General features: G+C 55.1%; 28 protein-coding genes. 25 read left to right on the forward strand and 3 right to left on the reverse strand.

The genetic code is table 11. The features are described from left to right. Window positions 1-15: 15 nt before the first annotated feature. The 13 genes from mnmA to mtnN all read left to right on the forward strand — a co-directional run bounded on the left by mnmA (window position 16) and on the right by mtnN (window position 13,376). Window positions 16-1,131, forward strand: coding sequence for a tRNA 2-thiouridine(34) synthase MnmA (mnmA, locus tag BLT01_RS07710; protein WP_092096925.1), 1,116 nt, complete (start codon window positions 16-18; stop codon window positions 1,129-1,131). A 13-nt stretch (window positions 1,132-1,144) separates the two neighbouring features. Next, complete coding sequence (locus tag BLT01_RS07715) at window positions 1,145-1,813, forward strand: tetratricopeptide repeat protein (RefSeq protein ID WP_092096656.1); 669 nt, start codon at window positions 1,145-1,147, stop codon at window positions 1,811-1,813. A gap of 19 nt (window positions 1,814-1,832) precedes the next feature. Continuing rightward, on the forward strand, window positions 1,833-4,325 hold the full coding sequence (gene recD2, locus BLT01_RS07720; protein WP_092096928.1) for an SF1B family DNA helicase RecD2: 2,493 nt from the start codon (window positions 1,833-1,835) through the stop codon (window positions 4,323-4,325). Between the two features lie 301 nt (window positions 4,326-4,626). Then, a complete protein-coding gene (gene alaS / locus BLT01_RS07725) occupies window positions 4,627-7,260 on the forward strand; it encodes an alanine--tRNA ligase (RefSeq protein WP_092096659.1) in 2,634 nt (877 codons plus the stop codon). Window positions 7,261-7,330: 70 nt separating this feature from the next. Further along, complete coding sequence (locus tag BLT01_RS07730; RefSeq protein WP_092096662.1) at window positions 7,331-7,603, forward strand: IreB family regulatory phosphoprotein; 273 nt, start codon at window positions 7,331-7,333, stop codon at window positions 7,601-7,603. Further along, complete coding sequence (ruvX, locus tag BLT01_RS07735) at window positions 7,600-8,019, forward strand: Holliday junction resolvase RuvX (protein ID WP_092096665.1); 420 nt, start codon at window positions 7,600-7,602, stop codon at window positions 8,017-8,019. Before BLT01_RS07730 ends, ruvX begins: the two co-directional genes overlap by 4 nt. A gap of 10 nt (window positions 8,020-8,029) precedes the next feature. Further along, complete coding sequence (locus tag BLT01_RS07740) at window positions 8,030-8,329, forward strand: DUF1292 domain-containing protein (protein WP_092096668.1); 300 nt, start codon at window positions 8,030-8,032, stop codon at window positions 8,327-8,329. A gap of 201 nt (window positions 8,330-8,530) precedes the next feature. Then, window positions 8,531-9,658, forward strand: coding sequence for an endolytic transglycosylase MltG (gene mltG, locus BLT01_RS07745; RefSeq protein ID WP_092096670.1), 1,128 nt, complete (start codon window positions 8,531-8,533; stop codon window positions 9,656-9,658). A gap of 91 nt (window positions 9,659-9,749) precedes the next feature. Next, entirely contained in the window at window positions 9,750-10,412 is a 663-nt protein-coding gene (locus tag BLT01_RS07750) for an O-methyltransferase (RefSeq protein ID WP_092096673.1), read from the forward strand. Further along, a complete protein-coding gene (udk, locus tag BLT01_RS07755) occupies window positions 10,409-11,047 on the forward strand; it encodes a uridine kinase (protein ID WP_092096675.1) in 639 nt (212 codons plus the stop codon). Before BLT01_RS07750 ends, udk begins: the two co-directional genes overlap by 4 nt. A 108-nt stretch (window positions 11,048-11,155) precedes the next feature. Next, window positions 11,156-11,629 (forward strand): transcription elongation factor GreA, encoded by a 474-nt coding sequence (gene greA, locus BLT01_RS07760; RefSeq protein ID WP_092096678.1) that lies wholly within the window; start codon window positions 11,156-11,158, stop codon window positions 11,627-11,629. Window positions 11,630-11,944: 315 nt separating this feature from the next. Then, a complete protein-coding gene (locus BLT01_RS07765) occupies window positions 11,945-12,634 on the forward strand; it encodes a YrrS family protein (RefSeq protein ID WP_092096680.1) in 690 nt (229 codons plus the stop codon). Window positions 12,635-12,659: 25 nt separating this feature from the next. Then, on the forward strand, window positions 12,660-13,376 hold the full coding sequence (mtnN, locus tag BLT01_RS07770; protein ID WP_092096683.1) for a 5'-methylthioadenosine/S-adenosylhomocysteine nucleosidase: 717 nt from the start codon (window positions 12,660-12,662) through the stop codon (window positions 13,374-13,376). Between the two features lie 115 nt (window positions 13,377-13,491). On the opposite strand, the gene sigK is transcribed toward mtnN, so the two are convergent. Continuing rightward, window positions 13,492-14,223 (reverse strand): RNA polymerase sporulation sigma factor SigK, encoded by a 732-nt coding sequence (sigK, locus tag BLT01_RS07775; RefSeq protein WP_092096686.1) that lies wholly within the window; start codon window positions 14,221-14,223, stop codon window positions 13,492-13,494. Between the two features lie 137 nt (window positions 14,224-14,360). Between sigK and BLT01_RS07780 the strand changes: the two genes are divergently transcribed. From BLT01_RS07780 to BLT01_RS07830, 11 genes are all read left to right on the forward strand, one after another. Further along, window positions 14,361-14,882, forward strand: a complete 522-nt coding sequence (locus BLT01_RS07780) for a YqeG family HAD IIIA-type phosphatase (protein WP_092096689.1) — start codon at window positions 14,361-14,363, stop codon at window positions 14,880-14,882. Beyond that, window positions 14,879-15,979 carry a ribosome biogenesis GTPase YqeH gene (yqeH, locus tag BLT01_RS07785; RefSeq protein WP_092096692.1) on the forward strand — a complete coding sequence of 367 codons (1,101 nt, stop codon included), beginning with the start codon at window positions 14,879-14,881 and terminating at the stop codon, window positions 15,977-15,979. The genes BLT01_RS07780 and yqeH overlap by 4 nt, the downstream gene beginning before the upstream one ends. 13 nt (window positions 15,980-15,992) lie before the next feature. After that, window positions 15,993-16,826, forward strand: coding sequence for a shikimate dehydrogenase (gene aroE, locus BLT01_RS07790; RefSeq protein WP_092096695.1), 834 nt, complete (start codon window positions 15,993-15,995; stop codon window positions 16,824-16,826). After that, window positions 16,820-17,116, forward strand: coding sequence for a ribosome assembly RNA-binding protein YhbY (gene yhbY, locus BLT01_RS07795; RefSeq protein ID WP_092096698.1), 297 nt, complete (start codon window positions 16,820-16,822; stop codon window positions 17,114-17,116). The genes aroE and yhbY overlap by 7 nt, the downstream gene beginning before the upstream one ends. A gap of 16 nt (window positions 17,117-17,132) precedes the next feature. Then, entirely contained in the window at window positions 17,133-17,687 is a 555-nt protein-coding gene (locus BLT01_RS07800; RefSeq protein WP_245696896.1) for a nicotinate-nucleotide adenylyltransferase, read from the forward strand. Continuing rightward, window positions 17,677-18,231, forward strand: coding sequence for a bis(5'-nucleosyl)-tetraphosphatase (symmetrical) YqeK (yqeK, locus tag BLT01_RS07805; RefSeq protein WP_092096704.1), 555 nt, complete (start codon window positions 17,677-17,679; stop codon window positions 18,229-18,231). The genes BLT01_RS07800 and yqeK overlap by 11 nt, the downstream gene beginning before the upstream one ends. A gap of 19 nt (window positions 18,232-18,250) precedes the next feature. Next, a complete protein-coding gene (gene rsfS / locus BLT01_RS07810) occupies window positions 18,251-18,598 on the forward strand; it encodes a ribosome silencing factor (protein ID WP_092096706.1) in 348 nt (115 codons plus the stop codon). Beyond that, window positions 18,595-19,338: a class I SAM-dependent DNA methyltransferase gene (locus tag BLT01_RS07815; protein WP_092096710.1), complete on the forward strand. Its 744-nt coding sequence runs from the start codon at window positions 18,595-18,597 to the stop codon at window positions 19,336-19,338. Before rsfS ends, BLT01_RS07815 begins: the two co-directional genes overlap by 4 nt. A 74-nt stretch (window positions 19,339-19,412) precedes the next feature. Continuing rightward, window positions 19,413-20,030 (forward strand): helix-hairpin-helix domain-containing protein, encoded by a 618-nt coding sequence (locus tag BLT01_RS07820; protein ID WP_176765082.1) that lies wholly within the window; start codon window positions 19,413-19,415, stop codon window positions 20,028-20,030. Between the two features lie 69 nt (window positions 20,031-20,099). Next, window positions 20,100-20,660, forward strand: coding sequence for a ComE operon protein 2 (locus tag BLT01_RS07825; protein WP_092096715.1), 561 nt, complete (start codon window positions 20,100-20,102; stop codon window positions 20,658-20,660). Window positions 20,661-20,680: 20 nt separating this feature from the next. Then, window positions 20,681-22,951, forward strand: a complete 2,271-nt coding sequence (locus BLT01_RS07830; protein WP_092096718.1) for a DNA internalization-related competence protein ComEC/Rec2 — start codon at window positions 20,681-20,683, stop codon at window positions 22,949-22,951. A gap of 38 nt (window positions 22,952-22,989) precedes the next feature. Here the strand turns inward: BLT01_RS07830 and BLT01_RS07835 are convergent, their stop codons facing one another. Then, window positions 22,990-23,124, reverse strand: a complete 135-nt coding sequence (locus BLT01_RS07835; RefSeq protein ID WP_092051279.1) for a YqzM family protein — start codon at window positions 23,122-23,124, stop codon at window positions 22,990-22,992. Window positions 23,125-23,298: 174 nt separating this feature from the next. Here BLT01_RS07835 and holA point away from each other — a divergent pair, with 174 nt between their 5' ends. Next, a complete protein-coding gene (gene holA / locus BLT01_RS07840; RefSeq protein WP_092096721.1) occupies window positions 23,299-24,321 on the forward strand; it encodes a DNA polymerase III subunit delta in 1,023 nt (340 codons plus the stop codon). Window positions 24,322-24,723: 402 nt separating this feature from the next. On the opposite strand, the gene rpsT is transcribed toward holA, so the two are convergent. Next, window positions 24,724-24,975, reverse strand: coding sequence for a 30S ribosomal protein S20 (gene rpsT, locus BLT01_RS07850; protein WP_092096726.1), 252 nt, complete (start codon window positions 24,973-24,975; stop codon window positions 24,724-24,726). Window positions 24,976-25,091: the final 116 nt, after the last annotated feature.

Here is a 25,091-nt window from a genome sequence, read left to right on the forward strand (position 1 = left end):
GTGAAAAATATGGCTATTCATAAAAAACCAGAAGACACACGCATCGTCGTCGGCATGTCCGGCGGCGTCGACTCCTCTGTGACCGCTCTGCTTCTGAAAGAGCAGGGCTACGACGTCATCGGCATCTTCATGAAAAACTGGGATGACACCGATGATAACGGTGTCTGCACAGCGACGGAGGACTATGAGGATGTCATACGGGTCGCCAACCAGATCGGCATCCCGTATTATGCGGTCAACTTCGAAAAGCAATATTGGGACAAAGTGTTTACGTACTTCCTGGACGAATACAAAGCCGGGCGCACGCCGAATCCTGACGTGATGTGCAACAAGGAAATCAAGTTCCGTGCTTTCCTCGACCATGCGATGAGCCTTGGCGCCGATTACCTGGCGACGGGCCATTATGCACGAGTGGAGCACCGAGAGGATGAGTCTGTGATGCTGCGCGGCGTCGATGAAAACAAGGACCAGACGTATTTCCTCAACCAGCTGTCACAGGATCAGCTGTCGAAAGTCATGTTCCCTCTCGGCCATCTCGATAAGTCCGAAGTCCGTAGGATCGCCCTTGAGGCGGGGCTCGCGACAGCGACAAAAAAAGACTCGACAGGCATCTGCTTTATCGGCGAGCGGAACTTCAAGGAATTCCTGTCCGGCTACTTGCCGGCACAGCCGGGCGCGATGGAGACGATGGACGGCAAGCGCATGGGTATGCATGACGGGCTCATGTATTATACGATCGGACAGCGACACGGTCTTGGCATCGGCGGAGCAGGCGATCCGTGGTTCGTCATCGGGAAGGACCTGAAGCGCAATGTGCTGCTTGTCGGCCAGAACTTCCACAACGACGCACTTTATTCCGACAGCCTGAAAGCGGTACAGATCGGTTTCACTTCAGACCGAGCGAAGCCGGAAACCTTCCGCTGTACGGCGAAATTCCGCTACCGCCAGCCGGATACCGGTGTCGAAGTGAAGCTTCACGGCGACGGAACCGCGACGGTCAGATTCGATGAGCCGGTCCGGGCGATCACTCCGGGACAGGCGGTCGTATTCTATGACGGCGATGTCTGCCTCGGCGGTGGGACGATCGACGAAGTATACAAAAACGGCAGCCGGCTTGATTATGTCGGCTGAGGAGTGATGGAAAATGGATCATAATACCGAGGGGATCCAAGCGATCCGAAACGAAGACTATGAAGAAGCCGTGAAAGCATTCACGGAAGCGATCGATGCCAATCCGGACGATCCGATCGGTTATATCAATTTCGGTAATCTGCTTGCATCGATCGGGCGGGAAGAGGAAGCACTGAAAGCGGAAAAGTTTTTCCAGAAGGCGCTGGCTCTTGATCCGGGCTCCATGACAGCCGTCTACGGGCTTGCGGGCCTCTACTATAATCTTGACCGTTACGAGGAAGCGGCCAGGCTTTATGAAAAGGCGATCCGTGGCGGCATTGAGGGAGCGGACGCCCCTTACATGCTGGGCAAATCACTCGAACGCACCGGCAAGCTGAAGCTGGCGCTTCCGTATATGCAGCGTGCCAGAGAGCTTTCTCCGGACGATCTGCAGATCCGGCTGTCCTATGGCATCCTTCTGGCTTCTCTGGAAATGTTCCACCAGGCAATGGATGAGCTCACATTCGTTGCGGAACATGACCCGGACAATGCGGACGCCCACTACAACCTCGGTGTGCTGTACGCTGTGTCCACGCAGCAGCGTGGTCATGCGCTCAGCCACCTGGAAAAAGCGTTCACGATCAGCCCGGACCACATCCAGGCACGTGAAGTCTACAATATGATCTCCCAATCGGAGGAGTAAGGTAATGGAGGGAAGCCGGATGGCCGGGCAGCTGGATTTATTCAAAGAAGATGAACACTATCTATCGGGCCGTCCGGTCGCAACAGTCTTCCATAACCCGCAGAACCTTTTTTCAATTATCCGCGTCAAGGTCACGGCGACCGATTCGGGCTACGCCGGAAAAGAGATTGTCGTGACGGGCTATTTCCCTCCCCTCGATGGGGAGGATACATACAAGTTCCAGGGGAGTCTTGTCGAGCATCCGAAATATGGCACCCAGTTCAAGGCGTCCGTGTTCACGAAAGAGCTTCCTGACACCGAAACGGGACTGATCCATTACCTGTCTTCCGACCTCTTTCCCGGAATCGGCCAGAAAACGGCCAAGGCGGTCGTAAAAGAACTTGGGAAAGAGACGATCAGCCTCATCCTGAACGACCCGTCCGCCCTGGACCGGGTGCCGAGGCTGTCGGATGAGAGAAAAGAGACGATCGTTTCTGTCCTGCAGGAGAATATGGGGCTTGAACGGATCATGATCGCGCTGAACGAATGGGGTTTCGGGCCGCAGCTGGCGATGCGCATCTACCAGACGTACCGCGAGGAGACAGTCAGCGTGCTCCAGACGAATCCGTACCGGCTGATCGGGGAGATCGAGGGGGTCGGCTTCCAGCGGGCGGATGAGCTCGGAGCCAAGCTCGGCATCACAGGCGATCACAGGGACCGTGTAAAGGCGGCGGTGTTGCATCTCCTGAATACTGCGGCACTTTCGGAAGGCCATGTGTTTATGGAAGCAGAAGCGCTCCTGCCGGAAGCCAAGCGGATGCTCGAAGCGAGCCAGCCGCACAAAATCAGCTTCGAATCAATCACGCAGGCGATCATCGAGCTTGGGGAAGAAAGCAAGATTGTCGTTGAACAGCAACGCTGCTACCTGCCGTCCCTTTACTTCTCTGAAATCGGCATTGCCGCAAAGGCCGTTTCGCTGCTTGAGGACGAATCCCATAAGGATGCGTTTCCGCAGTCGGAAATCCGGAAGGCTCTCGGAGATATCGAGGAACGCCTCGGGGTCACATATGCCAAAACACAGGTGGAAGCGATCGAGCTCGCGCTCCATTCGTCGTTCATGATCCTGACGGGCGGTCCCGGGACGGGAAAAACGACGGTTATCCGGGGGCTGGTCGAACTGTACGCCGAGCTTCACGGGCTGTCGCTCGAACCGAAGGACTATGCAAAGAAGGAAGAGGCTTTCCCGATCGTGCTCGCGGCACCGACAGGACGCGCGGCCAAGCGGATGAGCGAATCGACCGAACTGCCTGCCATGACGATCCACCGGCTGCTCGGTTTTACGGGAACGGAGCGGGAAGAAGAGACGGAGCGGGAACTGTCCGGCCGGCTTTTCATCATCGATGAAGTGTCGATGGTCGACACATGGCTTGCACATCAGCTCATGAAGGCGATCCCGGACGAGGCCCAGGTCATTTTCGTCGGTGACCAGGATCAGCTGCCTCCGGTCGGACCGGGTCAGGTGCTGAAGGACCTTCTTGCCTCAAAGCAGGTGCCTGCAGTCGAGCTGACCGATATTTATCGCCAGAGCAGCGGTTCGTCGATCATTGAACTGGCCCATAAAGTGAAAAAGGGCGGGGTCACCGATGATCTCGGAAAAAAGACCTCCGACCGGTCCTTTATCAAAGCCGGCACGCCGCAGATTCCGGAAGCGGTCGAGAAAGTGCTGAATAGCGCCATTTCAAAAGGCCAGTCCATCCATGACGTACAGGTGCTGGCCCCGATGTACAAGGGGCCGGCAGGCATCGACAACCTCAACAAACTGATCCAGGAAATCGTCAATCCGGCCAAAGAAGGCCGGAAAGAGACCGTGTTCGGCGACATCACCTACCGGATCGGCGACAAAGTGCTCCAGCTGGTCAATCAGCCCGAAAGCAATGTATTCAACGGTGACATCGGCGAAGTGGTCGCAATCATGAAGCCGAACGAGACGGTCGACAAAAAGGAAATGATCGTCGTCTCTTTTGACGGACTTGAGGTGACATACGAGCGGAAAGACCTGAGCCAGCTGACACTGGCCTACTGTATCTCGATCCATAAATCCCAGGGCAGTGAATTCGGGACGGTCATCATGCCCGTCGTCCGGACCTACCGCCGGATGCTGCGCAGGAATCTGTTGTACACCGGACTGACGCGCGCGAAAAATTTCCTGATCCTTATCGGAGAGCCGGATGTTTTCAGGGAAGGCATCGCCCGGGCCGACGACCTCAGCAGGAGGACGACGCTCATGGAGCGGGTGACAGGCGGTGAGGCGCCTTCTGCCGATACGGCCCGACCGGCAGCGGAGCAGGAAGTTCCCGGCGCGGCAACCCGGCAGGAAGCAGTCCCTGGATCAGCCCCCCCCGCAACCGGCGCAGAACCGGGGCAGGAGCGGCCGTCCGCTCCGCCTTCACTGAACCTGACCAATCACCAGGCCATCGATCCGATGGTCGGCATGGACGGGATGACGCCGTATGACTTTATGGACAGCCGTTGACAAGGTGCCTCCCTTTTCACTATAATGCGGGATATAAGACAATTCGATGACGGAGAAAGTACGCACTGCGCCGGCACAGGAAGGATTCCCCCGACTGAAAGGGATCCCACAGGCAAGGATGCGGAAAGCTACTCCAGAGTGCAGCTCATCCCTGCCGTCCGCCGCGTTAAGGCGTTTGAGAGACAGCGGCGGATGCTGCTGTAATCAGGGTGGTACCGCGAACAGATCCTTCGTCCCTATGTATAGGGGATGAAGGGTTTTTTTATTGCCGCACCGCCCGACCAATAAGGAGGAGAACCTAATGAAAGCATTGACATCTGCGAAAATCAGAGAGATGTACCTGAAGTTCTTCGAAGAAAAGGGCCACTCGGTAGAGCCGAGCGCCTCGCTCGTCCCGGTTGACGATGCTTCGCTGCTATGGATCAACAGCGGCGTCGCGACACTCAAGAAATACTTTGACGGACGCGTTGTGCCGGACAACCCGCGCATCGTGAACGCCCAGAAAGCGATCCGGACAAACGACATCGAGAATGTCGGAAAGACCGCACGCCATCACACGTTTTTTGAGATGCTGGGCAATTTCTCGATCGGTGATTACTTTAAGCGCGATTCCATCCACTGGGCATGGGAATTTCTGACCCATGCTGATTGGATGGGCCTTGATCCCGAAAAACTGTCGGTGACGGTCCATCCGGAAGATGAGGAAGCCCTGAAGATCTGGCGTGATGAAGTCGGTGTTCCCGAAGAAAGGATCATCCGTCTGGAGGGGAACTACTGGGATATCGGGGAAGGGCCTTCCGGTCCGAACTCTGAGATTTTCTATGATCGCGGTCCGTCATACGGTGATGACTTCTCCGATCCCGAGCTTTATCCGGGCGGGGAAAACGAGCGCTATCTGGAAATCTGGAACCTCGTCTTTTCCCAGTTCAATCATAATCCTGACCACACCTACACGCCGCTGCCGAACAAAAACATCGATACCGGCATGGGGCTGGAGCGGATGGCTTCCGTCGTCCAAGATGCTCCGACAAACTTCGACACCGATCTGTTTATCCCGATCATCCATGAGATCGAGAAGATTTCCGGGGCTTCCTACGGCAAGGATCCGGAAAAGGACAGTGCATTCAAGGTGATTGCAGATCATATCCGCACCGTGGCATTTGCGGTCGGCGACGGGGCCTTCCCGTCCAACGAAGGCCGCGGCTACGTGCTCCGGCGCCTGTTGCGCCGCGCGGTACGGTATGCCAAGCAGATCGGCATCGGCGAGCCGTTCATGTACCGTCTCGTGCCGGTTGTCGGAAGCATCATGGAAAGCTATTATCCGGAGGTCACCGAAAAGGCCGAATTCATCCAGCGGGTCATCAAAAACGAGGAAGACCGGTTCCATGAGACGCTCAATGAAGGTCTGTCGATTTTGTCCGGCATCATCCGGCAGGTGAAAGAAAAAGGCGGCAATGAGATTTCTGGTGAGGATGCGTTCAGGCTGTATGACACGTTCGGGTTCCCGGAAGAGCTGACTGCGGAATATGCGGAAGAACATGGGCTTACAATCGACGAGGAAGGGTTCCGCCGCGAGATGGAGGCCCAGAGGGAGCGTGCCCGTGCAGCTCGCCAGGATGTCGGCTCAATGCAGGTGCAGTCCGGCGCGCTCGGCGGATTCCACGGGGAAAGTGAATTTATCGGATATGACCATCTGGTTGCCGGCGCGAAGATTATCGCAATCGTCAAAGGCGGAGAATTTGTGGAATCTGCGGAAGAAGGCGAAGATGTGCAAGTGATCCTCGACCGCACACCGTTTTACGCGGAAAGCGGAGGACAGATCGCTGACCGGGGATCGCTGGACGGCGATGCTTTCCGCGCATCCGTGCAGGACGTGCGCAAAGCGCCGAACGGACAAAATCTCCACTCGGTCAAAGTGGAAGCCGGCACGATGACAAAAGGCGATACGGTGAAAGCGGAAGTCGATGCGGCACAGCGGCAGCTGACCGTGAAAAACCACACAGCTACGCACCTCCTTCATCAGGCCCTCAAAGATGTCCTCGGCGGGCATGTCAATCAGGCGGGCTCCTATGTCGGACCTGACCGCCTCCGTTTCGACTTCAGCCACTTCGGTGCGATGACAGAAGAGGAAATCGAGAAAGTGGAGCAGAACGTCAACGAACGGATCTGGGAAGGCATCGGCGTCGGCACCGCCTACCACCCGATTGAGGAAGCGAAGAAAATGGGCGCGATGGCCCTGTTCGGAGAAAAATACGGTGATGTTGTGCGTGTTGTTTCGATCGGAGATTACTCGCTTGAGCTGTGCGGCGGCTGCCATGTCCGCGACACGGCGGAGATCGGACTCTTCAAGATTGTGTCGGAAGGCGGCATCGGTGCCGGCACAAGGCGGATTGAAGCGCTGACGGGCAAGGAAGCCTTCCTCTCTATGAAGGAAGAGGAAGAGATTCTGGCTCAGGCCGCTTCAATGCTCAAAGCCAATCCGAAGGACTTTCTCAAGAAATTGTCCGCCCTGCAGACCGAGCAGAAAGAACTCAAGCGCGAGCTTGAGTCGCTTTCCGCACAAAAGGCCCAGGGCCAGCTTGGGGCGATTTTGGAATCCGCCCGTGATATCGGAGGCGTATCGGTCGTGGCGGCACGTGTGGAAGGTGCGGACGGCAACCAGCTCCGCACCATGATGGACGAGCTGAAACAAAAGCTGGACAGCGGCGTCATCGTACTCGGTTCCGCTGATGGAAACAAGGTGACACTTGCTGCCGGCGTAACCAAAAATATTGCCGGCAAGGAGTATCATGCGGGCAATATCGTCCGCCACGTCGCGGAAATCTGCGGAGGCAAGGGCGGCGGCCGGCCGGATATGGCAATGGCCGGAGGAAAAGACCCATCCAAACTTGATGAAGCGCTCCAATCCGTGTATGATTTAGTCAAATCCGTATAATTGCGGATCTGTACGTTTATAATGGGATGCGAGGTTCCGAAGCGTCCCAAGGGAAAGCGGGGTGCTGACCATGGATTCATTCGACAAAACGATGAAGTTCAACTTTCCGGAAGAGCCGATGGAGGATGAGGTACGGACAGTTCTGCTGAAAGTCCATACCGCGCTGAAAGAAAAGGGATACAGCCCCATCAACCAGATTGTCGGCTACCTCCTATCGGGAGATCCGGCGTACATCCCGAGGCATGATGATGCACGCAACATGATCCGGAAGCTTGAGCGGGACGAGATCATCGAGGAGCTCGTGAAATTTTATATTGCCGGTCATGACGGGGGCCGTTCATGAGGGCAATGGGATTTGACGTCGGCACCAAAACGGTCGGTGTCGCCGTGAGTGACGGACTCGGCTGGACGGCCCAGGGAGTCGAGACGATCAAGATCGACGAGGAGGCCGGGGAGTTCGGCATCGGACGGATCCGCGAACTGGTCGCGGAGTATGGTGTAACTTCATTCGTTGTCGGGTACCCAAAGAATATGAACAACACAGTGGGTCCGCGCGCGGAAGCATCCGAGCGCTTTGCAGACCTGCTGAGGGATGAATTTTCCCTTCCTGTGGAACTCTATGACGAGCGCCTGACAACGATGGCCGCGGAGCGGATGCTCATCAGCGCTGATGTCAGCCGCAAAAAGCGCAAGAGCGTCATCGACAAGATGGCTGCCGTCATGATTCTGCAGGGCTGGCTGGACAGAAAAAACGGATGAGGTGATTTGAATGGAACACGGAGATGCGCACATCACGGTTGTAGACGAAGAAGGCAACGAGCAGCTTTGCGAAGTGCTTTTCACATTTGAAGCGGAGCAGTTCAGCAAATCGTATGTCCTTTACTACCCGGTGGGAGCCGAAGAGGACGAGAATGAGGAAATCGAGATCATGGCTTCTTCCTTTACCCCGGGTGAAGAGGGCGAACAGGGAGAACTGAAGCCGATCGAAACCGACGAAGAGTGGGACATGATCGAAGAAATGCTCAATACGTTCCTCGCTGAAGAAGACGAAGAGAACGAAGAAGAATAAGAGATTTGGCATCACCCGGCGATGATCCGCCGGACAGCTCTCCGGGCCAGCCGCATTTTCCGTGCGGTGTGATCCGGGGGGCCTTTTCGTATGTCTTTTTCCGTGTAAGCCGCACCCGCCATCCGCCCTTCCGGCAACGCCTTTCCTGTTGCTGTTGTTTCATGTATAATAGCCTCGAAATGCAGAGGGGGAACGCGGTTTATGAGTGACCGATCCAAAAAACAGGTCATGCTTGAACGCATGAATGAAAAAAAGAAAGAAGTGAAGACAATCCGGCGAATCGTCCTGATCGTCTTCCTCTCCGTGCTGCTCCTCATGGCCATAGGAGGCACCATCCTCTACTCCTACGTGACGGGAGCGCTTAAACCGGTTGATCCGGATGCCGAGGACACGGTCACCGTAGAGATTCCGATCGGCTCCAACCTGGATTCAATTGCGCTGAAGCTCGAGGACGCCGGTGTCATCAAAAATGACCGGATCTTCAAGTATTACGCCAAATTCAACAATGAAAGCGACTTCCAGGCAGGCACCTATGAAATGAGCAAGGCCATGACTCCGGACGAGCTGCTCAAGAGCCTGAAGACAGGCAAGGTCTACAGGGAACCGGTTTTCCAGTATACCATTCCGGAAGGCATGAACCTTGCACAGATTTCCGAGGTGATCGAGAAAAACACGGAATTCACGGCAGATGAATTCATGGAACTGGTCACGGATGAGACATACATCAATGAGCTGATTTCCAAGTTCCCGAACCTTCTCACCGAAGAGATCCTGGACGAACAGATCAAGTTTCCGCTGGAAGGCTATCTGTTCCCGGCAACCTATCCGGTCTTCGAAGAGAAGCCGACATTGAAAACGCTCATCGAGCAGATGGTCGGAGCGACGGATGAGAACATCACGCCTTACCGCGAAGCGATTGCAGAAGAAAAACGAACCATCCATCAGGTGCTGACAATGGCTTCGCTCGTCGAGAAAGAGGCCCGTACGCCGGAGGACCGGAAATCGATTGCCAGCGTCTTCGAAAATCGCATGGAGGAAGGCATGCCGCTCCAGACGGACCCGACAGTCGCATACGCTCACGGGAAGCACCTGGAACGGACCATGTATAGCGACCTGGAGATTGACGACGCCTACAACACCTACCAGAACGAGGGGCTGCCGCCCGGACCGATCTCGAATGCGGGAAGTTCATCGATTGATGCTGCACTCAACCCGTCCGAAACGGATTACCTCTACTTCCTGGCGGACCCTTCAGGCGCCAACCATTTCGCTAAAACGTATGAAGAACATCTGAAGAACAGGGACAAGTATTTGAAGAGCGGGGAATGACTTGGAGAAGGAGGGCTTCCGCTTTCCTTCTCTTTTCATGTGAATAGTGCTATGATAAACGGGTATTTTTTTGGATAAGCAGGTGTGGTTGATGGAACATGAATATAGCCGGTATTCGGAGGGGCTGATTCTTCCCCGTCCGGATCGGATCATGGCGATGGAGCAGTACGCCCGCGATAACCGGGTGCCGATCATGCAGCTGGAGGGGATGGAAGCGCTGCTCCAGCTCCTCCGCATGCAGCGCCCCGGAAGGATCCTTGAAATCGGTACGGCCATCGGATACTCTGCAATCCGTATGGCAGAAGCACTTCCCGGCACCGAAGTGGTGACGATCGAGCGGGAACCGGCCATGCAGCAAAAGGCCGAGGAAAATATCGGGCGATCTGCGGCCAAAGGGCGGATACGGCTTGTCCGGGGGGACGCGCTGGAACTGGAAGACGGGCTTCCCGAGGGGCCGTTCGATGCTCTGTTCATCGATGCCGCAAAAGGGCAATACAGAAGATTTTTTGACATTTACGAGCCGCTTCTTTCCGGCCGCGGTGTGATTTATTGTGACAACATGTTCATGCATGGGCTGGCCGCCGAGGACCCGAAGGACATTCCGAGGAAAAACCGGACGATGATCCGCAAACTCAAGGCGTTCACGGAATGGCTCATGACGCATCCCGGCTATGATTCGGCTCTTTTGCCGGTGGGCGATGGACTCATGATCAGTACGAAAAAAGAACCAACCGAAGAAGGTGCAGCATTATGACGACAAAACGGCCCCTCATCATCGGGATTGCCGGCGGCTCGGGTTCCGGCAAGACGAGCGTGACGCGTTCGATCTATGACGTCGTGAAGGAACATTCCGTTGTCGTGATTGAACACGATTACTATTACAAAGACCAGTCGGAACTGGCGTTTGAGGAACGGCTCAAAACCAATTACGACCACCCGCTCGCATTTGACACGGACCTTCTCATCGAGCATATTCAGGAATTGCTCAAGGGCCGTCCGGTCAATCGGCCGGTGTATGACTATGCACTTCATACACGCTCTGACAAGACCGTGGAAATCGAGCCGAAGGACGTCATCATCATCGAGGGAATTCTGGTGCTGGACGACGCAAGGCTGCGCGAACTGATGGATATCAAGCTTTTTGTCGACACCGATGCGGATCTCCGCATTATCCGGCGCATCCAGCGGGATATTGAAGAGCGGGGCAGATCGATCAGTTCGGTGATCGGGCAGTATCTGTCAGTCGTCCGCCCGATGCACAACCAGTTCATCGAGCCGACAAAGCGCTACGCGGATCTCATCATCCCCGAAGGCGGCGAAAACAAGGTCGCAATCGATCTTATGGTGACGAAAATAAAAACAATTCTTGAATCTCCACAAAAACTGTAATATACTCTTGTCAGTTAAAACCATTACATTTCCGCTATGTCGCATTCCCGGCCACGGGGCGGCATAGTATTCTTTTTATGAAGGAAAGACGCGAAGGAGAGATTGTTTATGTCTACAGAGAAAAAATTTCCGATGACACAGGCGGGAAAAGAGAAGCTGATTGAGGAACTGGAGTATTTGAAAACGGTTAAACGAAAAGAGGTTGTCGAGCGCATCAAAGTGGCCCGCAGCTTCGGGGACCTGTCCGAGAACTCCGAATACGACTCCGCCAAAGAAGACCAGGCCTTTATTGAGGGCCGCATTTCAACGCTTGAGTCCATGATCCGCAATGCTGAGATCATCGAAGACAACGGGGATGATGACCGTGTGCAGCTCGGAAAGACCGTGACTTTCAAGGAAGTGCCGGATGGCGATGAGGAGTCTTACACTATTGTCGGTTCCGCAGAGGCAGATCCGTTCGAAGGCCGCATCTCGAACGACTCGCCGATTGCCAGAGGGCTTCTTGGCCGCACCGTCGGAGACCGCGTCAAAATCATGACACCGGGCGGCGAGATGGATGTCGAGATTGTTTCCATCAGCTGATTGCTGACGGACAAAATCCATACCTGCAGGAACTAACCAAAAGGCTGATTCAAGCAGAAGGCTCCGGAAACTTCGGCAACCGAGTCTCTGCAGGAATCAGCTTTTTTCGTAGGTTTGGTGGGTCGGCCGGTGGACGGTTCCCTGAACACCCGGGAGGCTTTTCTTATCATTCAGAGCGCTTTGCTCAACACCAGCGGGACTTGATCATCAGAGGCTGCCTGAAATTCCTTTTCATGAAACTGAAACAAACCGGTAATCATTTCGTCAAATAAGCGGAAATCGTTTATGATAGAGTTACCGGGGGGAGGAGATGGCATGGAAGAACAGAATTTTTCCAGGGTAGCGCGGAACCGCCAAAAGTCAAACCGGATCCTCAACATCTTGATCGGCGTCGTCTTCGTCCTGATTGTGATCACTGCGGCAAGCATCTTCACCGGCGGAGACGACCGGGCTGCCGACAGAGGGAATGAGGCAGGGACAGAACAGACGGGAGGCGGCAGCGGACCGGATGGCGGAAAAGCGCTGGCTGATGAAGGCGGGGAAGATTCCGATGCAGCCGGTGACGACAAGTCCGAAGACGGGGAAACAGCAGCCGAAGAAAAAGATTCCGGTGCGGACAAAGGCGGGGATGAACCCCAAGAATCCGACCAGCCGGGCAAAGTAATCCGGACACCTTCAGAAAGTGGCGTTGTCGATGAGACGATTGTTGACACGTCCTGGAAACCGATCGGCACCAAACAATCGGGCGAACACGTCTCGGTCTACGAAAAAGGACATATCGACTGGCAGGAAAAGGTCAAAGCCATGTCGTATGCCACTGGAATTCCTGAAAGTGACATGATTGTATGGTATGTGAAAAACGGCGGCGGTCCGCAAAAATCGATCGGGACCGTATCGACCGGTGATAAGAGCGAAAAGTATAACGTCCACCTGGAATGGGTGGACGGCGAAGGCTGGATGCCGGTGCGGCTCGACAAGCTGAACAAACTTGAAGGGGCCTATTGACCGGCGCGGAACGGAGGATTTACGTATGAAAATAGCCATTATCGGTGCGATGGAAGAAGAAGTCGAACTTCTGCGCAGCCGGATCGAAGAAAAAGAGACGACGATGGCCGGGAACAGCGAGTACACTTCCGGTAAGCTTAATGGCGCGGACGTCATGTTGCTTAAAAGCGGAATCGGAAAAGTGAACGCGGCCATGTCCACGGCGGTACTGCTGGACCGCTTCAATCCGGATGCCGTGATCAACACCGGTTCTGCAGGCGGCTTCGACAGTGACCATGAAATCGGCACGGTCGTCATTTCGTCCGAAGTGAGGCACCATGATGTGGATGCGACGGTATTCGGCTACGAATACGGCCAGGTGCCGCAGCTTCCGCCCGCATTCATGGCGGACAGCAGGCTCATGGAAGCGGCACGCAAGGCCGTGGAGGATATCGGTGAACATGCATCGGCAGAAGGGCTGATCGTCACCGGCGACACCTTTATGTCCGATGCAGATCGTGTGGCCCGAGTGCGTGAACTCTTCCCGGATGCACTTGCATCCGAAATGGAGGCGGCTGCGGTTGCCCAGGTATGTCACCAATTCGGCGTGCCGTTTGTGGTCATCCGGGCGCTTTCTGACATCGCCGGCAAGGAGTCGGCCATGTCGTTTGACGAATTTCTGCCGAAGGCGGCAAAGCATTCGGCGGAAGCGGTCATGCGCGCGGTCTCGAATCTTCAGGATTCACATGGTATAATCGGATAAGAATCACCTTTTGGACAGGGAGTGAACAATGTGCTTTATCTGATGGCAGGTTCGTTTATTTTGACCGGTATCCTCGCTGGCGTCATGATGGTCCAGCTCGGCTCCGAAAAGTGATTTAGTCTGCCCTTCCTCCGCGCTCGGCGGGGGAAGGGCTTTTTTCGTGTTTAAATTGCTGATAAAGCTTGACGAGGGCACGTTTCTCGATTCTTGACACATAGCTGCGTGAAATGTTCAGCTGCGCGGCAATTTCTTTCTGGGTCATCGGATTGTCATCCAGCAGGCCATAGCGTCTCTGGATAATTTCCAGCTCGCGCTCATCGAGCTTGGTGAGATGCCGGTACAGCCTGTCGAAGCGTTCCTTGCGCTCCAGCCGGTCATCGGCAGTTGACTCATCGACTTTCAGGACATCCGTGATCTGGAGGGAATACCCGTCTTTGTCAATACCGATCGGCTCATAAAGGGATACATCTTTCTGGACTTTTTTCTGTGCCCGGAGATGCATGAGGATTTCATTCTCGATGCATCGTGCGGCGAATGTGGAGAACTTGGTCTTTTTATCGGGTGTAAAGCTGCCGACCGCCTTCATAAGGCCGATCGTGCCGATTGAGATGTAGTCGTCCAGTTGCTCGTGCCGTGGATGGAATTTCTTCACGATATGCGCGACCAGCCGCATATTGCGCTCGATCAGCTCATCTCTTGCGCTTTCTTCGCCCTCGGCCACCCGCCTCAGACAGTCCGCTTCTTCCTCCGCATTCATCGGTTTCTGGAACGCCTGGCCCTTCAGGTAGCCGACCAGTGCGGGGATGTCCGCCCACAGCTGAAGCAGAGCAGTGAAAATCCCGCTCACGCAAACACCTCCTAAGTTGTTTCTGCCACCATATGTCACAATGTGGGGAATCATGAGAATGACGGCTCGCGGGATGTGGGACGGAGCGGCGCTATGGTATAATCGGGAAAGAATTCAGAGCCAATGGAGTGAATCGGGTGTATCGTCTTTTTTTGCCGAATGAATATGTGAAGGACATTTTCCGTATGACACCGGAAAAACTGAAAAACAAAGGAATCCGGGGAGTCATCACCGACCTGGACAACACGCTTGTGGAGTGGGACCGGCCCGACGCGACCGCGGAAATCATCGAATGGATGAGGGACATGCGCGAAGCGGGCATCCATGTGACAATCGTGTCGAACAATAACGAGGAACGAGTCAAGGCGTTTTCAGAACCGCTGGGCATTCCGTTTATCCACCGGGCACGCAAGCCGATGGGCAAAGCATTCCGCCAGGCGGTCCGCCAGATGGGCATTCCGAAGGAACAGGTTGTCGTGATCGGCGACCAGCTGCTGACGGACATTTTTGGAGGGAACCGCAGCGGGCTGCATACTGTCCTTGTCGTTCCGGTCGCCAGTTCGGACGGATTGGCAACCCGGTTTAACCGGAAAGTCGAGCGCATGATCATGCGAAAGCTCGAACGCCAAGGTCTCATCGATTGGGAGGAAGTAAAGTGACCGAAGTAAAGACCTGTATCGGCTGCGGGGCTGTCCTGCAGACCGATGACGAAAAAGCGCCGGGTTATGCCCCGGCGGTGACACTGGAAAAGGAGATGCCGCTTTGCAGGCGCTGTTTCCGGCTCAGGAACTATAATGAACTGGAGCCTGTGCCACTTACGGATGACGATTTCCTGAAAATCCTGAATACAATCGGCGCCAAGGATGCGCTTGTCGTCTACATCGTCGACATTTTCGACTTTAACGGAAGTTGGATTCCGGGGATGCACCGGTTTGCCGGTTCCAATCCCGTGCTTCTTGTCGGCAACAAAGCAGACCTGCTTCCGAAATCGGTAAAGGAAAACAAGCTCATCCATTGGATGACGTCCGAATCCAGGAAGCTCGGTCTGCAGCCGGAGGACATCCTGCTCGTGAGTGCCGATAAGGGAACGGGCATCGACTCTGCGATCCGCCGCGTCGAAGAGCTTCGCGCGGGACGGGATGTCTATGTGGTCGGCTGTACGAATGTCGGGAAGTCGACATTCATCAATCGGATCATCAAGCAGGTTGCAGGCGGTGACGATGTCATTACGACGTCCCATTTCCCGGGGACTACATTGGATATGATCGATATCCCGCTGGATGACGGGCATTCCATGTATGACACGCCGGGCATCATCAATCATCATCAGATGGCACACCTCCTCGATGCAAAAGACCTTAAGGTGATCACCCCGAAAAAAGAGATCAAGCCGAAGGTCTTCCAGCTGAATGAGGAACAGACACTATTCCTCGGGGGGCTGGCGCGATTCGATTATCTGAAAGGCGGACGCACGGCGTTTACCGTGCATGTCTCGAATGCGCTTGACATCCACCGGACCAAGCTTGAAAAGGCGGACGACCTGTATGCCCGGCAGAAGGGCGGCCTGCTCACCCCGCCGTCCGAGGATACGGATGCATTCCCGGGGCTTGTGCGCCATGAATTTTCGATCAGGGAAGATAAGACGGATATTGTCATTTCGGGCCTTGGCTGGATTACGGTCCAGCAGGCAGGAAAAGTCGTTGCAGTCCACGCGCCCGAAGGGGTCGCGGTTATGCTCCGGCCTTCCCTGATCTGAGGGGGAAGATAAAATGAAAAAATGGTATGCAGTCATCGGTGACCCGATTTCCCATTCAAAGTCGCCGGCGATGCATGAGGCGTGGTTTGCGGAAAATGACATCGATGCCGCTTATATCCCGATACATGTCCCGTCCGGAACGGTGGCCGGGGCTGTCGATGCATTGCGCCGGCTGGGTGCTTCCGGATGGAATGTGACCATCCCCCACAAGCAGGCGATCATTCCTTACCTGGACGAAGTAGATCCGCTTGCCGCGGCGATGCAGGCGGTGAATACCGTCAAAGTGCTTCCGGATGGGCGGTTGCTCGGGATGAACACGGATGGTCCCGGGTTTGTCCGGTCGCTCGAGGAGCGCATCGGCAGCTTCAGGAAAAAGGAACGGGTGCTGGTGATCGGTGCCGGCGGCGCGGCAAATGGAATTGCACTTGCGATGAACCAGGCAGGCTACGGGAAAATCTCGGTATGCAACCGTACCGTTCAAAAGGCGGAGGCGCTCTGCGGCCGCATCGGCGGTGAGGCGCTCAGCCTGGAAGACGCAGCAGAGAAGCTGGACGAGTTCGGAGTCATCATCCAGACGACGCCGGTCGGCATGTCGACCGCGACAGGCGGCCTGCCAATCGCAATCGAACGCTTGGATCCGGGGGCTGTTGTTGCGGATATTGTCTACAGCCCCCTGCATACCGACTTCCTGAAAGCAGCAATGAAAAACGGAAATGAAATTGTGGATGGTCTCGGAATGTTCATCTGGCAAGGAGCGCTTGCCTTTCATGAATGGACAGGGCGGATGCCGGACACGCTTGGAACAAGACAACGGCTGATTGCAGAAATGGAGGAATCAACATGCTGACCGGAAAACAAAAACGGTTCCTGAGAAGCGAGGCGCATCATCTGCAGCCCGTCTTCCAGGTGGGGAAACAGGGTGTCAATGATGAACTGATCAGCGGCATTTCCGAAGCATTGGAGAAACGCGAACTGATCAAGGTGGCCATTCTACAAAATGCGCCAGAAGAAAAAGAGGACGTCGCACAAAGGCTCTCAGAAAGGACCCGCGCGGAGCTCGTGCAGGTGATCGGCAAGACAATCGTGCTTTACCGGGAGTCGAGGGACAACAAGCGCCTCGTGCTTCCGGGTGAGTGAGCGGAAGAAAGTCGGGATATTGGGCGGAACGTTCAATCCGCCCCATATCGGCCATCTGATGATTGCTGAAGGCGTCCGTGACATCGCGGGCCTTGAGGAAATCCGTTTTATGCCGAACGCCATTCCTCCCCACAAAGTGAAGGAAGGCGATGCGGCCGCCTGGCAGCGGCTGGAGATGACCAGGCTTGCCGTACGCGAAAATCCGGATTTTACGGTTGAGCCGATCGAGGTGGATTCGGGAGGCGTTTCCTATACGTCCAGGACGATGGACCTTCTCCGTGAACGGGAGCCCGGGTCGGATTTCTCGTTCATCATCGGCGGTGACAGCATTGATCATCTGCATACCTGGTATGACATCGATGCGCTCGTGGAAAAAGTGGAATTTATCGGTGTGCCCCGGCCGGGCAGCGGTGCGTCGGGCCGGTATCCGGTCAAAATGGTCGGCATCCCGCAGATTGATTTGTCTTCGACCCTTTTGAGGGAAAAGCTGAAAGCGGGCCGTTCAGTCAAGTACTTGATTCCCGACCCGGTCATCCGCTTTATTCGCGAGGAGGGGTTGTATGGAGTCTGAACAACTGAAAAACGAAGTGGGGCGGCGCCTTCCCTCAGGCAGATACCAACATGTTCTTAGAGTTACCGGAACAGCGATGATTCTTGCTGACCGTTTCGGGGAAGATAAAGAAAAAGCGGAGACTGCGGCGCTCCTTCATGACGTGGCCAAAGCCATGACAAAAGAGGAGCTGAAGCGGATCGTGGAATCAGAAGGGGATCCCGCCGGCGTACTCGGATTTCATCATGAATTGTGGCACGGACCAGCCGGGGCGGCCATCGCCCGTGAAGAATTCGGAATCCGGGATGCCGATATCCTGGCAGCCGTCCGTTTCCACACGACGGGCCGGGCCGGCATGTCGTGCCTTGAAAAAATTATTTTTGTTGCGGACATGATTGAGCCGGGCAGGGCTTTTCCGGGGATCGAAGGACTGAGGGCTGAGGCGGAGCGGTCGCTTGACTCGGCGCTCGTTGCGTGCAGTGCCCACAATCTGCAGTACCTGGCCTCCGTCCGGACCGCCATTCATCCGGACACGCTCCGATGCTACAATGACAGTCTCTCGTAAGGAAAGGGTGCTTGAACCGATGACAAACCAGACATTGCTTAAAACGGTATACCATGCCGCAGACGATAAAAAAGCGGCCGATGTGGTCGTCCTGAACATGCAGGGCGTTTCGCTTCTTGCTGATTACTTCCTGATCTGCCACGGAAATTCCGACCGGCAGGTGCAGTCGATCGCCCGTGAAATCAAGGACAAGGCCGAAGAAGCGGGCTTTGGCGTCAGACGCCTTGAGGGCTTCGACTCCGCGCGCTGGATCCTCGTCGATCTCGGCGATGTGGTCGCGCACATTTTCCATAAGGATGAGCGGGCTTATTACAACCTGGAACGACTATGGGGAGATGCGCCGGAATTGGAAATGGAAGGGCGATGAACGGGGAGTCCTACCGCGCATTCGCTTCGGTTTATGATCTCCTCATGGAGGACATCCCCTACGGCCGGTATGCCGAATGGGTACGTCATGCGGCAGGGGATGCAAGCGGGCTGAAGCTGCTGGATATCGGCTGCGGCACAGGGGTGCTGACAGAATGCTTTGCCCGTGAAGGCTTCAGGGTAACGGGGATTGACCTGTCCGGCGATATGCTCGCGGTCGCAAAAGAACGTTTTGAAGCGGCCGGCCTGGATGGGGCATTTTTTGAACAGCCGATGCAGGAAATGGAAGGGCATTCCGGTTACGATCTGGCGGTGATTGCCATCGACTCTCTGAATTACGTGACAGATGACGAGGAAGTGTCCGCCGTCTTCAGGAACGTTTATGATGCCCTGAATCCGGGGGGGCGGCTGCTGTTTGACGTCCACTCCCCCTACAAGATGACCGAACTGTTCCTTGACGGGCCGTTCACTGCAGACCTGGAAGAGGTATCATACATCTGGCATACGTATCCGGGAGAGGAGCCGCTATCCGTGGAATCGGAGATCAGCTTTTTCATCCGGCGGCCGGACGGGCTTTACATGCGTCAGGAGGAGTTCCACCTGCAACGGACGTTCACGCCGGATACTTATCTCCGTCTATTGATTGAGGCGGGATTTGACGTCTGTTCGGTCACTGCTGACTGGACCGGCAATCCGCCTGCAGAAAACAGTGAACGGATCTTTTTCTCCGCTGAAAAATGAAGCTTTCCAAATAGTCGGATATCATGTATAGTAAAAGTGTCTCCATGATCCGCCATCCGGGAGGGAACGCTTTCTTGGAATGGCTGAAGATGAACTGGAGGAAGCTGATCCCCCCGATCGCAGCTTCCGTCCTGATCCTGACGTTTATCCTGTATACGAAGAGCCATACCGCGGGTGTGCCCGCGGATTCATTCATACCAGTTTCTGACGGGTTGGACCCGATCAGTGCCGATGACCGTGCGGATCCGTCCGCAGCGGTCATTTTTGTAGATGTAAAGGGAGCTGTGGAAAAGCCGGGTGTGTATAAGGCGGAGGAAGGGGACCGTGTGATCGATGCTGTCGCCAGGGCCGGCGGTTTTCTTCGGGATGCGATGCCGGATGCGATCAACCATGCGGAACGCGTTCGGGATGAGATGGTCATCTACGTGCCGTACATCACAAACGAGGACGGCGGGGAGGACGGCGTCATCCCTCCGCCTGTCTACGGAGCGGATGAAGGCAAAGTGAATCTCAATACCGCCGAGGCGGAAGAACTCATGACCCTTCCGGGAATCGGCCCTGCAAAAGCCGAAGCAATCATCGCCCACCGGACCGAGCACGGGCCGTTCGCCGAGCCGGCTGGCATGATGGAAGTGAGCGGGATCGGCGAAAAGACCTTCGCGGCACTTGAAGAGCTGGTCACCGCAAAATGACATTGAATCCAGGCGCGCACACCGATAAACTGATGATAGTGATTTGCAAAGTTACAGGAGGCGGACTTCATGGAGCGGATTAGTTGGGATCAATTTTTCATGGCGCAAAGCCATTTGCTGGCACTTCGGAGTACCTGCACGAGACTGTCTGTCGGTGCGACGATTGTCCGCGACAACCGGATTGTCGCCGGCGGCTACAACGGGTCGATATCCGGAGGTGACCACTGCATCGACAAAGGGTGCTATGTCGTCGACGGTCATTGCATCAGGACTATCCATGCCGAGATGAACGCGCTTTTGCAGTGCGCAAAATACGGGGCACCGGTTGCGGGTGCCGAAATTTATGTCACCCATTTCCCGTGTCTTCAGTGTACGAAAGCCATCATTCAGGGCGGGATCTCCAAGATTGTCTATGCGTCGGATTATAAAAATAACGAGTATGCCCAGGAACTTCTCCGGCAGGCCGGTGTCCAGGTGCTTAAAGTTCCATTCGAGGAGCGTGAAGTCGATTTTCTCGCAGAAGAGAAGCTCGGGCTCTACGAAGAATTGCTGGTCAGGCTAAAGGAAGCCGGAGCACCCCAGGATGAACTTGAGGAATACGGCAGGAAGGTGAGCGCGTTATTCGGCTGAGGCTGATTGAGAATCCTATTATGTATCTGGCGTTACCTGTACTTGCGGCAGCTGCCGCAAGTACAGTCTCCACTCTGTTTATGGCCCTGCTGCTTCCTTCCGTTGCGGCTGCAGCCGTGAAGAGGGAACCTCCGCCGGTCTGGATGGCAGTGATTGGCATTGCTGCTGCGTCATTTGCCTGGTTCAGCTCAGGTGAAAACCCGGATCCTTTTCTGTCCGTGCCCGAAGAAATTATCTGGACGGACAAGGTATCTGCATCCGGTGGCCTGCTGAGGGGATTTGCAGAAGATCCGTCAGGCAACAGATGGTATGTCAATTACCGGTTCCGCTCTGTAACAGAACGGGACCGGTTTTTTCGGGAGGGCATTGCCGGCCACCGGTTCCTCATCCGGGCAGAGAGGGAAGAACCGGATCCTGCCGCCCATTCTTATGCTTTCGACATGGCTAAGTGGCTGCGATCGGAAGGGGCAGCAGGCATTTTGAAACTCCGGGATGCCGAGCCGGCGGGGGAGGCCCCCGGAATGGCCGCTGCGCTCAGAAGGTGGAGAGCGGCTCTCGGCAGCCATATCCGGGCGCACTTCCCGGAATCGGTCGCCGCGGAGGCGGAAGCGCTCGTCATCGGCGAGCGCTCAGCCACCGCGCCGGATGATGAGCGGGCCTACAAAAGACTCGGGATCACCCATCTGTTTGCCATTTCAGGGCTCCATGTCGGCATCCTGATTTATCTTCTTCGCGAGGTCCTGCTCAGAGTCGGTGTCAGGACCCATATCGTTAGGACGGGACTGATGCTTTTCCTGCCCGTCTATGCCATGCTTGCCGGCGGCGCACCGCCCGTCTGGCGGGCTGTCCTCATTTCGGTTATGCTGCTCGTTCCGGAATCCAAATCCGGGAAACGGAGGCTGGATCTCCTTCTTGCCGCCGGCATGATTTTGTTTTTGCTCGTCCACCCCCAATCCGTTTCTAAGCCCGGATTCCAGATGAGCTACCTTGCAGCGTTTGCGCTGATCCATTCTTCTGCCATTCTTTCAACAGCACGCAGCGGGCTTCATCAGGCATGGCTGGTCACGGTCATCTGCCAGGTGGCAGTCACCCCGGTGCTCCTCTTTCATTTCTTCGAGACATCCCTTTCTTCTTTTGTTGCCAATTTGCTGTTCGTCCCGCTTTTTTCGGTTCTCATCCTTCCTGCCAACCTGGTTTTGCTTGCGCTGTCTTTTATCCTGCCTCAAGCAGCCGGTTTATTGTTTACCGTATATGTGCCGCTCCGCGAAGCTCTGGCACGGTTTATTCTGGTGTGCGGGGAACTGCCGCTCAGTGTCTGGACACCGGGGAGGCCTGATTTGCCTTTACTTTTGTTGCTGATCACTGCTGTTTTCCTGTTCTTTTTGCTTTTGGAAAGACGAAAAGGACTGGCAGCTGGTACTGTTCTCGGTGTTGTATGCTGCATTGTCCATGCCGTCCCCTATACCGAACCATCGGTTCGTGTCACATTCATCGATGTTGGACAAGGCGATTCGGCATTGGTGGAACTTCCGTACAGGCGTGGCATTATCCTCATTGATACCGGCGGCAGGCTCTTGTTTGATGGGACGAAAGAGGAAGGAAGAGGCGGGTACGGAGTCGGAGAACGGGTGGTCGTGCCATTTTTGAAAGGACGGGGAATCACAAAGGTGGACAAACTGATTTTGTCGCATCCGGATGCCGATCACGCAGAAGCGGCGGACGAGGTATTAAGGGAGATCCGGGCAGGAGAAATTCATATCGGTCCCGGGACTATCGGAAATGCGGGATATGCGGATGTAATGGAAACGGCCAAGGTAAAAGGCATCCCGGTAAAAGAGAGGGTTTCGGGGATGGGTTGGCAGGAGGGCGAGACGCTTTTCAGGTACTTAAGCCCGGCTGACACAGAATACCGGGGAAACAACGATTCGCTTGTGCTCCATATGGAACACGGAGAGCTGCGCGCGCTATTCACCGGTGACCTGGAGGAAGAAGGGGAAAAACGGGTCATCCGGGAATACGGAAACCTCTTTCCGGTGACGATTCTCAAGGCGGGCCACCATGGCAGCAAGACTTCCAGCAGTGCACCTTTCTTGGATGCGGCCAGCCCTTCGATTACGATCTTCTCCGCCGGCCGGAATAACCGGTATGGCCATCCCCATCCGGACGTCACCGGGCGGCTCATGGAAGCGGGTCTGCCCGCCGTTTCCACTGCAGACTACGGGACGATGACGTATTCGTTCCGCATAGGGCAAAGCATGATGATCACCCATAGCCGGACAAATGGAGAATAAAAAACGGAGGCTCCGGTTACCGGAAGCCTCCGCCCTGATCAGCGTGCAACGAGTTCAATAACTGTCGCAATGACGAAGATCAGTGAAAAGAATACAAAGGATACGATGAAGCCCACGCCCGAGTCGATGACGTCGTTGCGCTTCGTCTGCGGGTTCTGTTCAAATTCGTTCATTGCTACCCCTCCTATGGTTCCCCCATATTATAAGGGATGATGCAGAAAAAAGCTATAACGCATGGGCCGAACCGTTTGCGAACCCAAGAGGTTCATGAAACGTTCACAAACGGCGGCACGGCCGGGCTTCATGTATAATGGATGAACAGGCTCAAGTGAAACGGAGTGTTCAAGATGTTTACGGATAGTTGGAGAAACATGGCCAAAGGGAATATCGCCCCGGTTTACCTGGTCAGCGGCCCAGAAATGTATTTTTTCGATGAAACAGAAAAGAGGCTGAAGGACGCCATGCCCGATGCGGCGGCATCGGAACTGACCACGTTCGACTTGGATGAAACTCCGGTAGAAGCGGTGATTGAGGAAGCGGATACGTTCCCTTTTTTCTGTGACCGGAAGCTGATCATCGCAAGAAATGCATCGTTTCTGAAAGCTGCCGACAAGGGAAAGGATAAAGTGGAGCATGACTTGGACAAGCTGATGGACTGGCTTGCCCATCCGCCGGAAAGCGCGGTCGTCCTGTTTCTCGCACCATACGAAAAGCTGGATGCCCGGAAAAAGGTGGTCAAGGCATTCCGCAAGCATGCGGTCTGCCTGGAAGCGGAATCCCTCAAAACCCATGATGTCGAAACGTGGATCAAGCAGGAAGCGGCCCGTCTTGGGAGCAGCGTATCGGACAGCGCCGCGCGTCTGCTGATTGAAACAGCAGGGGAGGACCTGGTCCGTCTCCGGTCGGAGCTGGAGAAGCTGTCGCTTTATACCGGGGAAGGCAAAGAAGTCGGCGAAGACGCCGTCAGCCTGCTCGTGGCTAAAACGCCTGAAGACGATGCCTTTAAGTTGCTTGACGCCTATATGCAGGGAGACTCAGCCAGGGCACTTCAGATCTACAGGGATCTCCTGCACAACAAAGAAGAGCCGATCCGCCTGAATGCCCTTCTGGCAAACCAGGTCAGGCTCATCATACAAGTAAACGCCCTGAAGAAGAAAGGGTACCAGCAGCACCAGATCGCCAAGCAGCTTAGAGTCCACCCGTACCGGATCAAGCTGATTATGGAAAACCGGAAACTGGCAGACGACGCCCGTCTGCTCGGAACCCTGGCGCGTCTTGCGGATGCCGATCTCCGGCTCAAAACCGTGTCCGGCAACAGGGAACGCGTCCTCGAGCTGGTCCTGATGCAAAAAGTAAGTGGGATAAAATGAATCAAACTGCAGCACTGTGCTTAAAGCTTAAGACATGGTGCCGCAGTTTTTTGTGGTTAAGTCACGGTTGAACCAAAACCACTTCCAAGCTTCCCCGACAACTTCACATGAGGTGATCGAAGGATGGATGACGGATTCACGGCTTGCTCAGGAGAGAATACAAATGTCCAGTCACGCCACCGTTGCTGTTTGCACGGACGAACCCGAAAAAGTCAGCTATTGTCGTGAACTCTTTCAAACAGAAAAAATCAGATGCCATTCAACCGGGTTCTGTAAATCTTATATTCAAGTCAGAAAAGGACCGGAGTGCAAAACTGAAGGATGAAGAGAAAACTTTGAAATGCAAAAAAACCGCCCTTTGTCCGGATGGCCGGATTGGGGCGGTCGGAAAGCCGAGTAGGATTACTGGGCTTTTTTCGTGAGGCGGGATTTCTGGCGGGCAGCCGTGTTCTTGTGGATCAGCCCTTTGTTCGCCGCTTTGTCGAGTTTTTGGATCGCGTCTTTCAGAAGCGCGTTTGCATTCTCGTCGTTGTTGGCAATCGCCGTTTCTGCTTTTTTCATCGCCGTACGCATCGCAGATTTCTGCGTGACGTTTTGTGCGCTGACTGCTTCATTCTGGCGGATTCGTTTAATCGCTTGTTTGCTGTTTGCCAATGGATTCACCTCCATTCAGGGTCGGATCAGGAAGCGGCCCGCTTGCCGGACCTGCCTTTATGCAACAGACAATATTCTATCAAAACTGAAGGTTGATTGCAATCATGAAACGCAAA

Origin of the sequence: Bhargavaea beijingensis (genome assembly GCF_900101985.1) — a bacterium.
GTDB lineage: Bacteria > Bacillota > Bacilli > Bacillales_A > Planococcaceae > Bhargavaea > Bhargavaea beijingensis.

Bases quoted from the DNA above. Each gene is read 5' to 3' on its own strand.
- BLT01_RS07715 (WP_092096656.1), top strand. From the start codon at position 1,145: ATGGATCATAATACCGAGGGGATCCAAGCGATCCGAAACGAAGACTAT.
- recD2 (WP_092096928.1), top strand. From the start codon at position 1,833: ATGGCCGGGCAGCTGGATTTATTCAAAGAAGATGAACACTATCTATCG.
- alaS (WP_092096659.1), top strand. From the start codon at position 4,627: ATGAAAGCATTGACATCTGCGAAAATCAGAGAGATGTACCTGAAGTTC.
- BLT01_RS07730 (WP_092096662.1), top strand. From the start codon at position 7,331: ATGGATTCATTCGACAAAACGATGAAGTTCAACTTTCCGGAAGAGCCG.
- ruvX (WP_092096665.1), top strand. From the start codon at position 7,600: ATGAGGGCAATGGGATTTGACGTCGGCACCAAAACGGTCGGTGTCGCC.
- BLT01_RS07740 (WP_092096668.1), top strand. From the start codon at position 8,030: ATGGAACACGGAGATGCGCACATCACGGTTGTAGACGAAGAAGGCAAC.
- mltG (WP_092096670.1), top strand. From the start codon at position 8,531: ATGAGTGACCGATCCAAAAAACAGGTCATGCTTGAACGCATGAATGAA.
- BLT01_RS07750 (WP_092096673.1), top strand. From the start codon at position 9,750: ATGGAACATGAATATAGCCGGTATTCGGAGGGGCTGATTCTTCCCCGT.
- udk (WP_092096675.1), top strand. From the start codon at position 10,409: ATGACGACAAAACGGCCCCTCATCATCGGGATTGCCGGCGGCTCGGGT.
- greA (WP_092096678.1), top strand. From the start codon at position 11,156: ATGTCTACAGAGAAAAAATTTCCGATGACACAGGCGGGAAAAGAGAAG.
- BLT01_RS07765 (WP_092096680.1), top strand. From the start codon at position 11,945: ATGGAAGAACAGAATTTTTCCAGGGTAGCGCGGAACCGCCAAAAGTCA.
- mtnN (WP_092096683.1), top strand. From the start codon at position 12,660: ATGAAAATAGCCATTATCGGTGCGATGGAAGAAGAAGTCGAACTTCTG.
- aroE (WP_092096695.1), top strand. From the start codon at position 15,993: ATGAAAAAATGGTATGCAGTCATCGGTGACCCGATTTCCCATTCAAAG.
- yhbY (WP_092096698.1), top strand. From the start codon at position 16,820: ATGCTGACCGGAAAACAAAAACGGTTCCTGAGAAGCGAGGCGCATCAT.
- yqeK (WP_092096704.1), top strand. From the start codon at position 17,677: ATGGAGTCTGAACAACTGAAAAACGAAGTGGGGCGGCGCCTTCCCTCA.
- rsfS (WP_092096706.1), top strand. From the start codon at position 18,251: ATGACAAACCAGACATTGCTTAAAACGGTATACCATGCCGCAGACGAT.
- BLT01_RS07815 (WP_092096710.1), top strand. From the start codon at position 18,595: ATGAACGGGGAGTCCTACCGCGCATTCGCTTCGGTTTATGATCTCCTC.
- BLT01_RS07825 (WP_092096715.1), top strand. From the start codon at position 20,100: ATGGAGCGGATTAGTTGGGATCAATTTTTCATGGCGCAAAGCCATTTG.
- BLT01_RS07830 (WP_092096718.1), top strand. From the start codon at position 20,681: ATGTATCTGGCGTTACCTGTACTTGCGGCAGCTGCCGCAAGTACAGTC.
- BLT01_RS07835 (WP_092051279.1), bottom strand. From the start codon at position 23,124: ATGAACGAATTTGAACAGAACCCGCAGACGAAGCGCAACGACGTCATC.
- holA (WP_092096721.1), top strand. From the start codon at position 23,299: ATGTTTACGGATAGTTGGAGAAACATGGCCAAAGGGAATATCGCCCCG.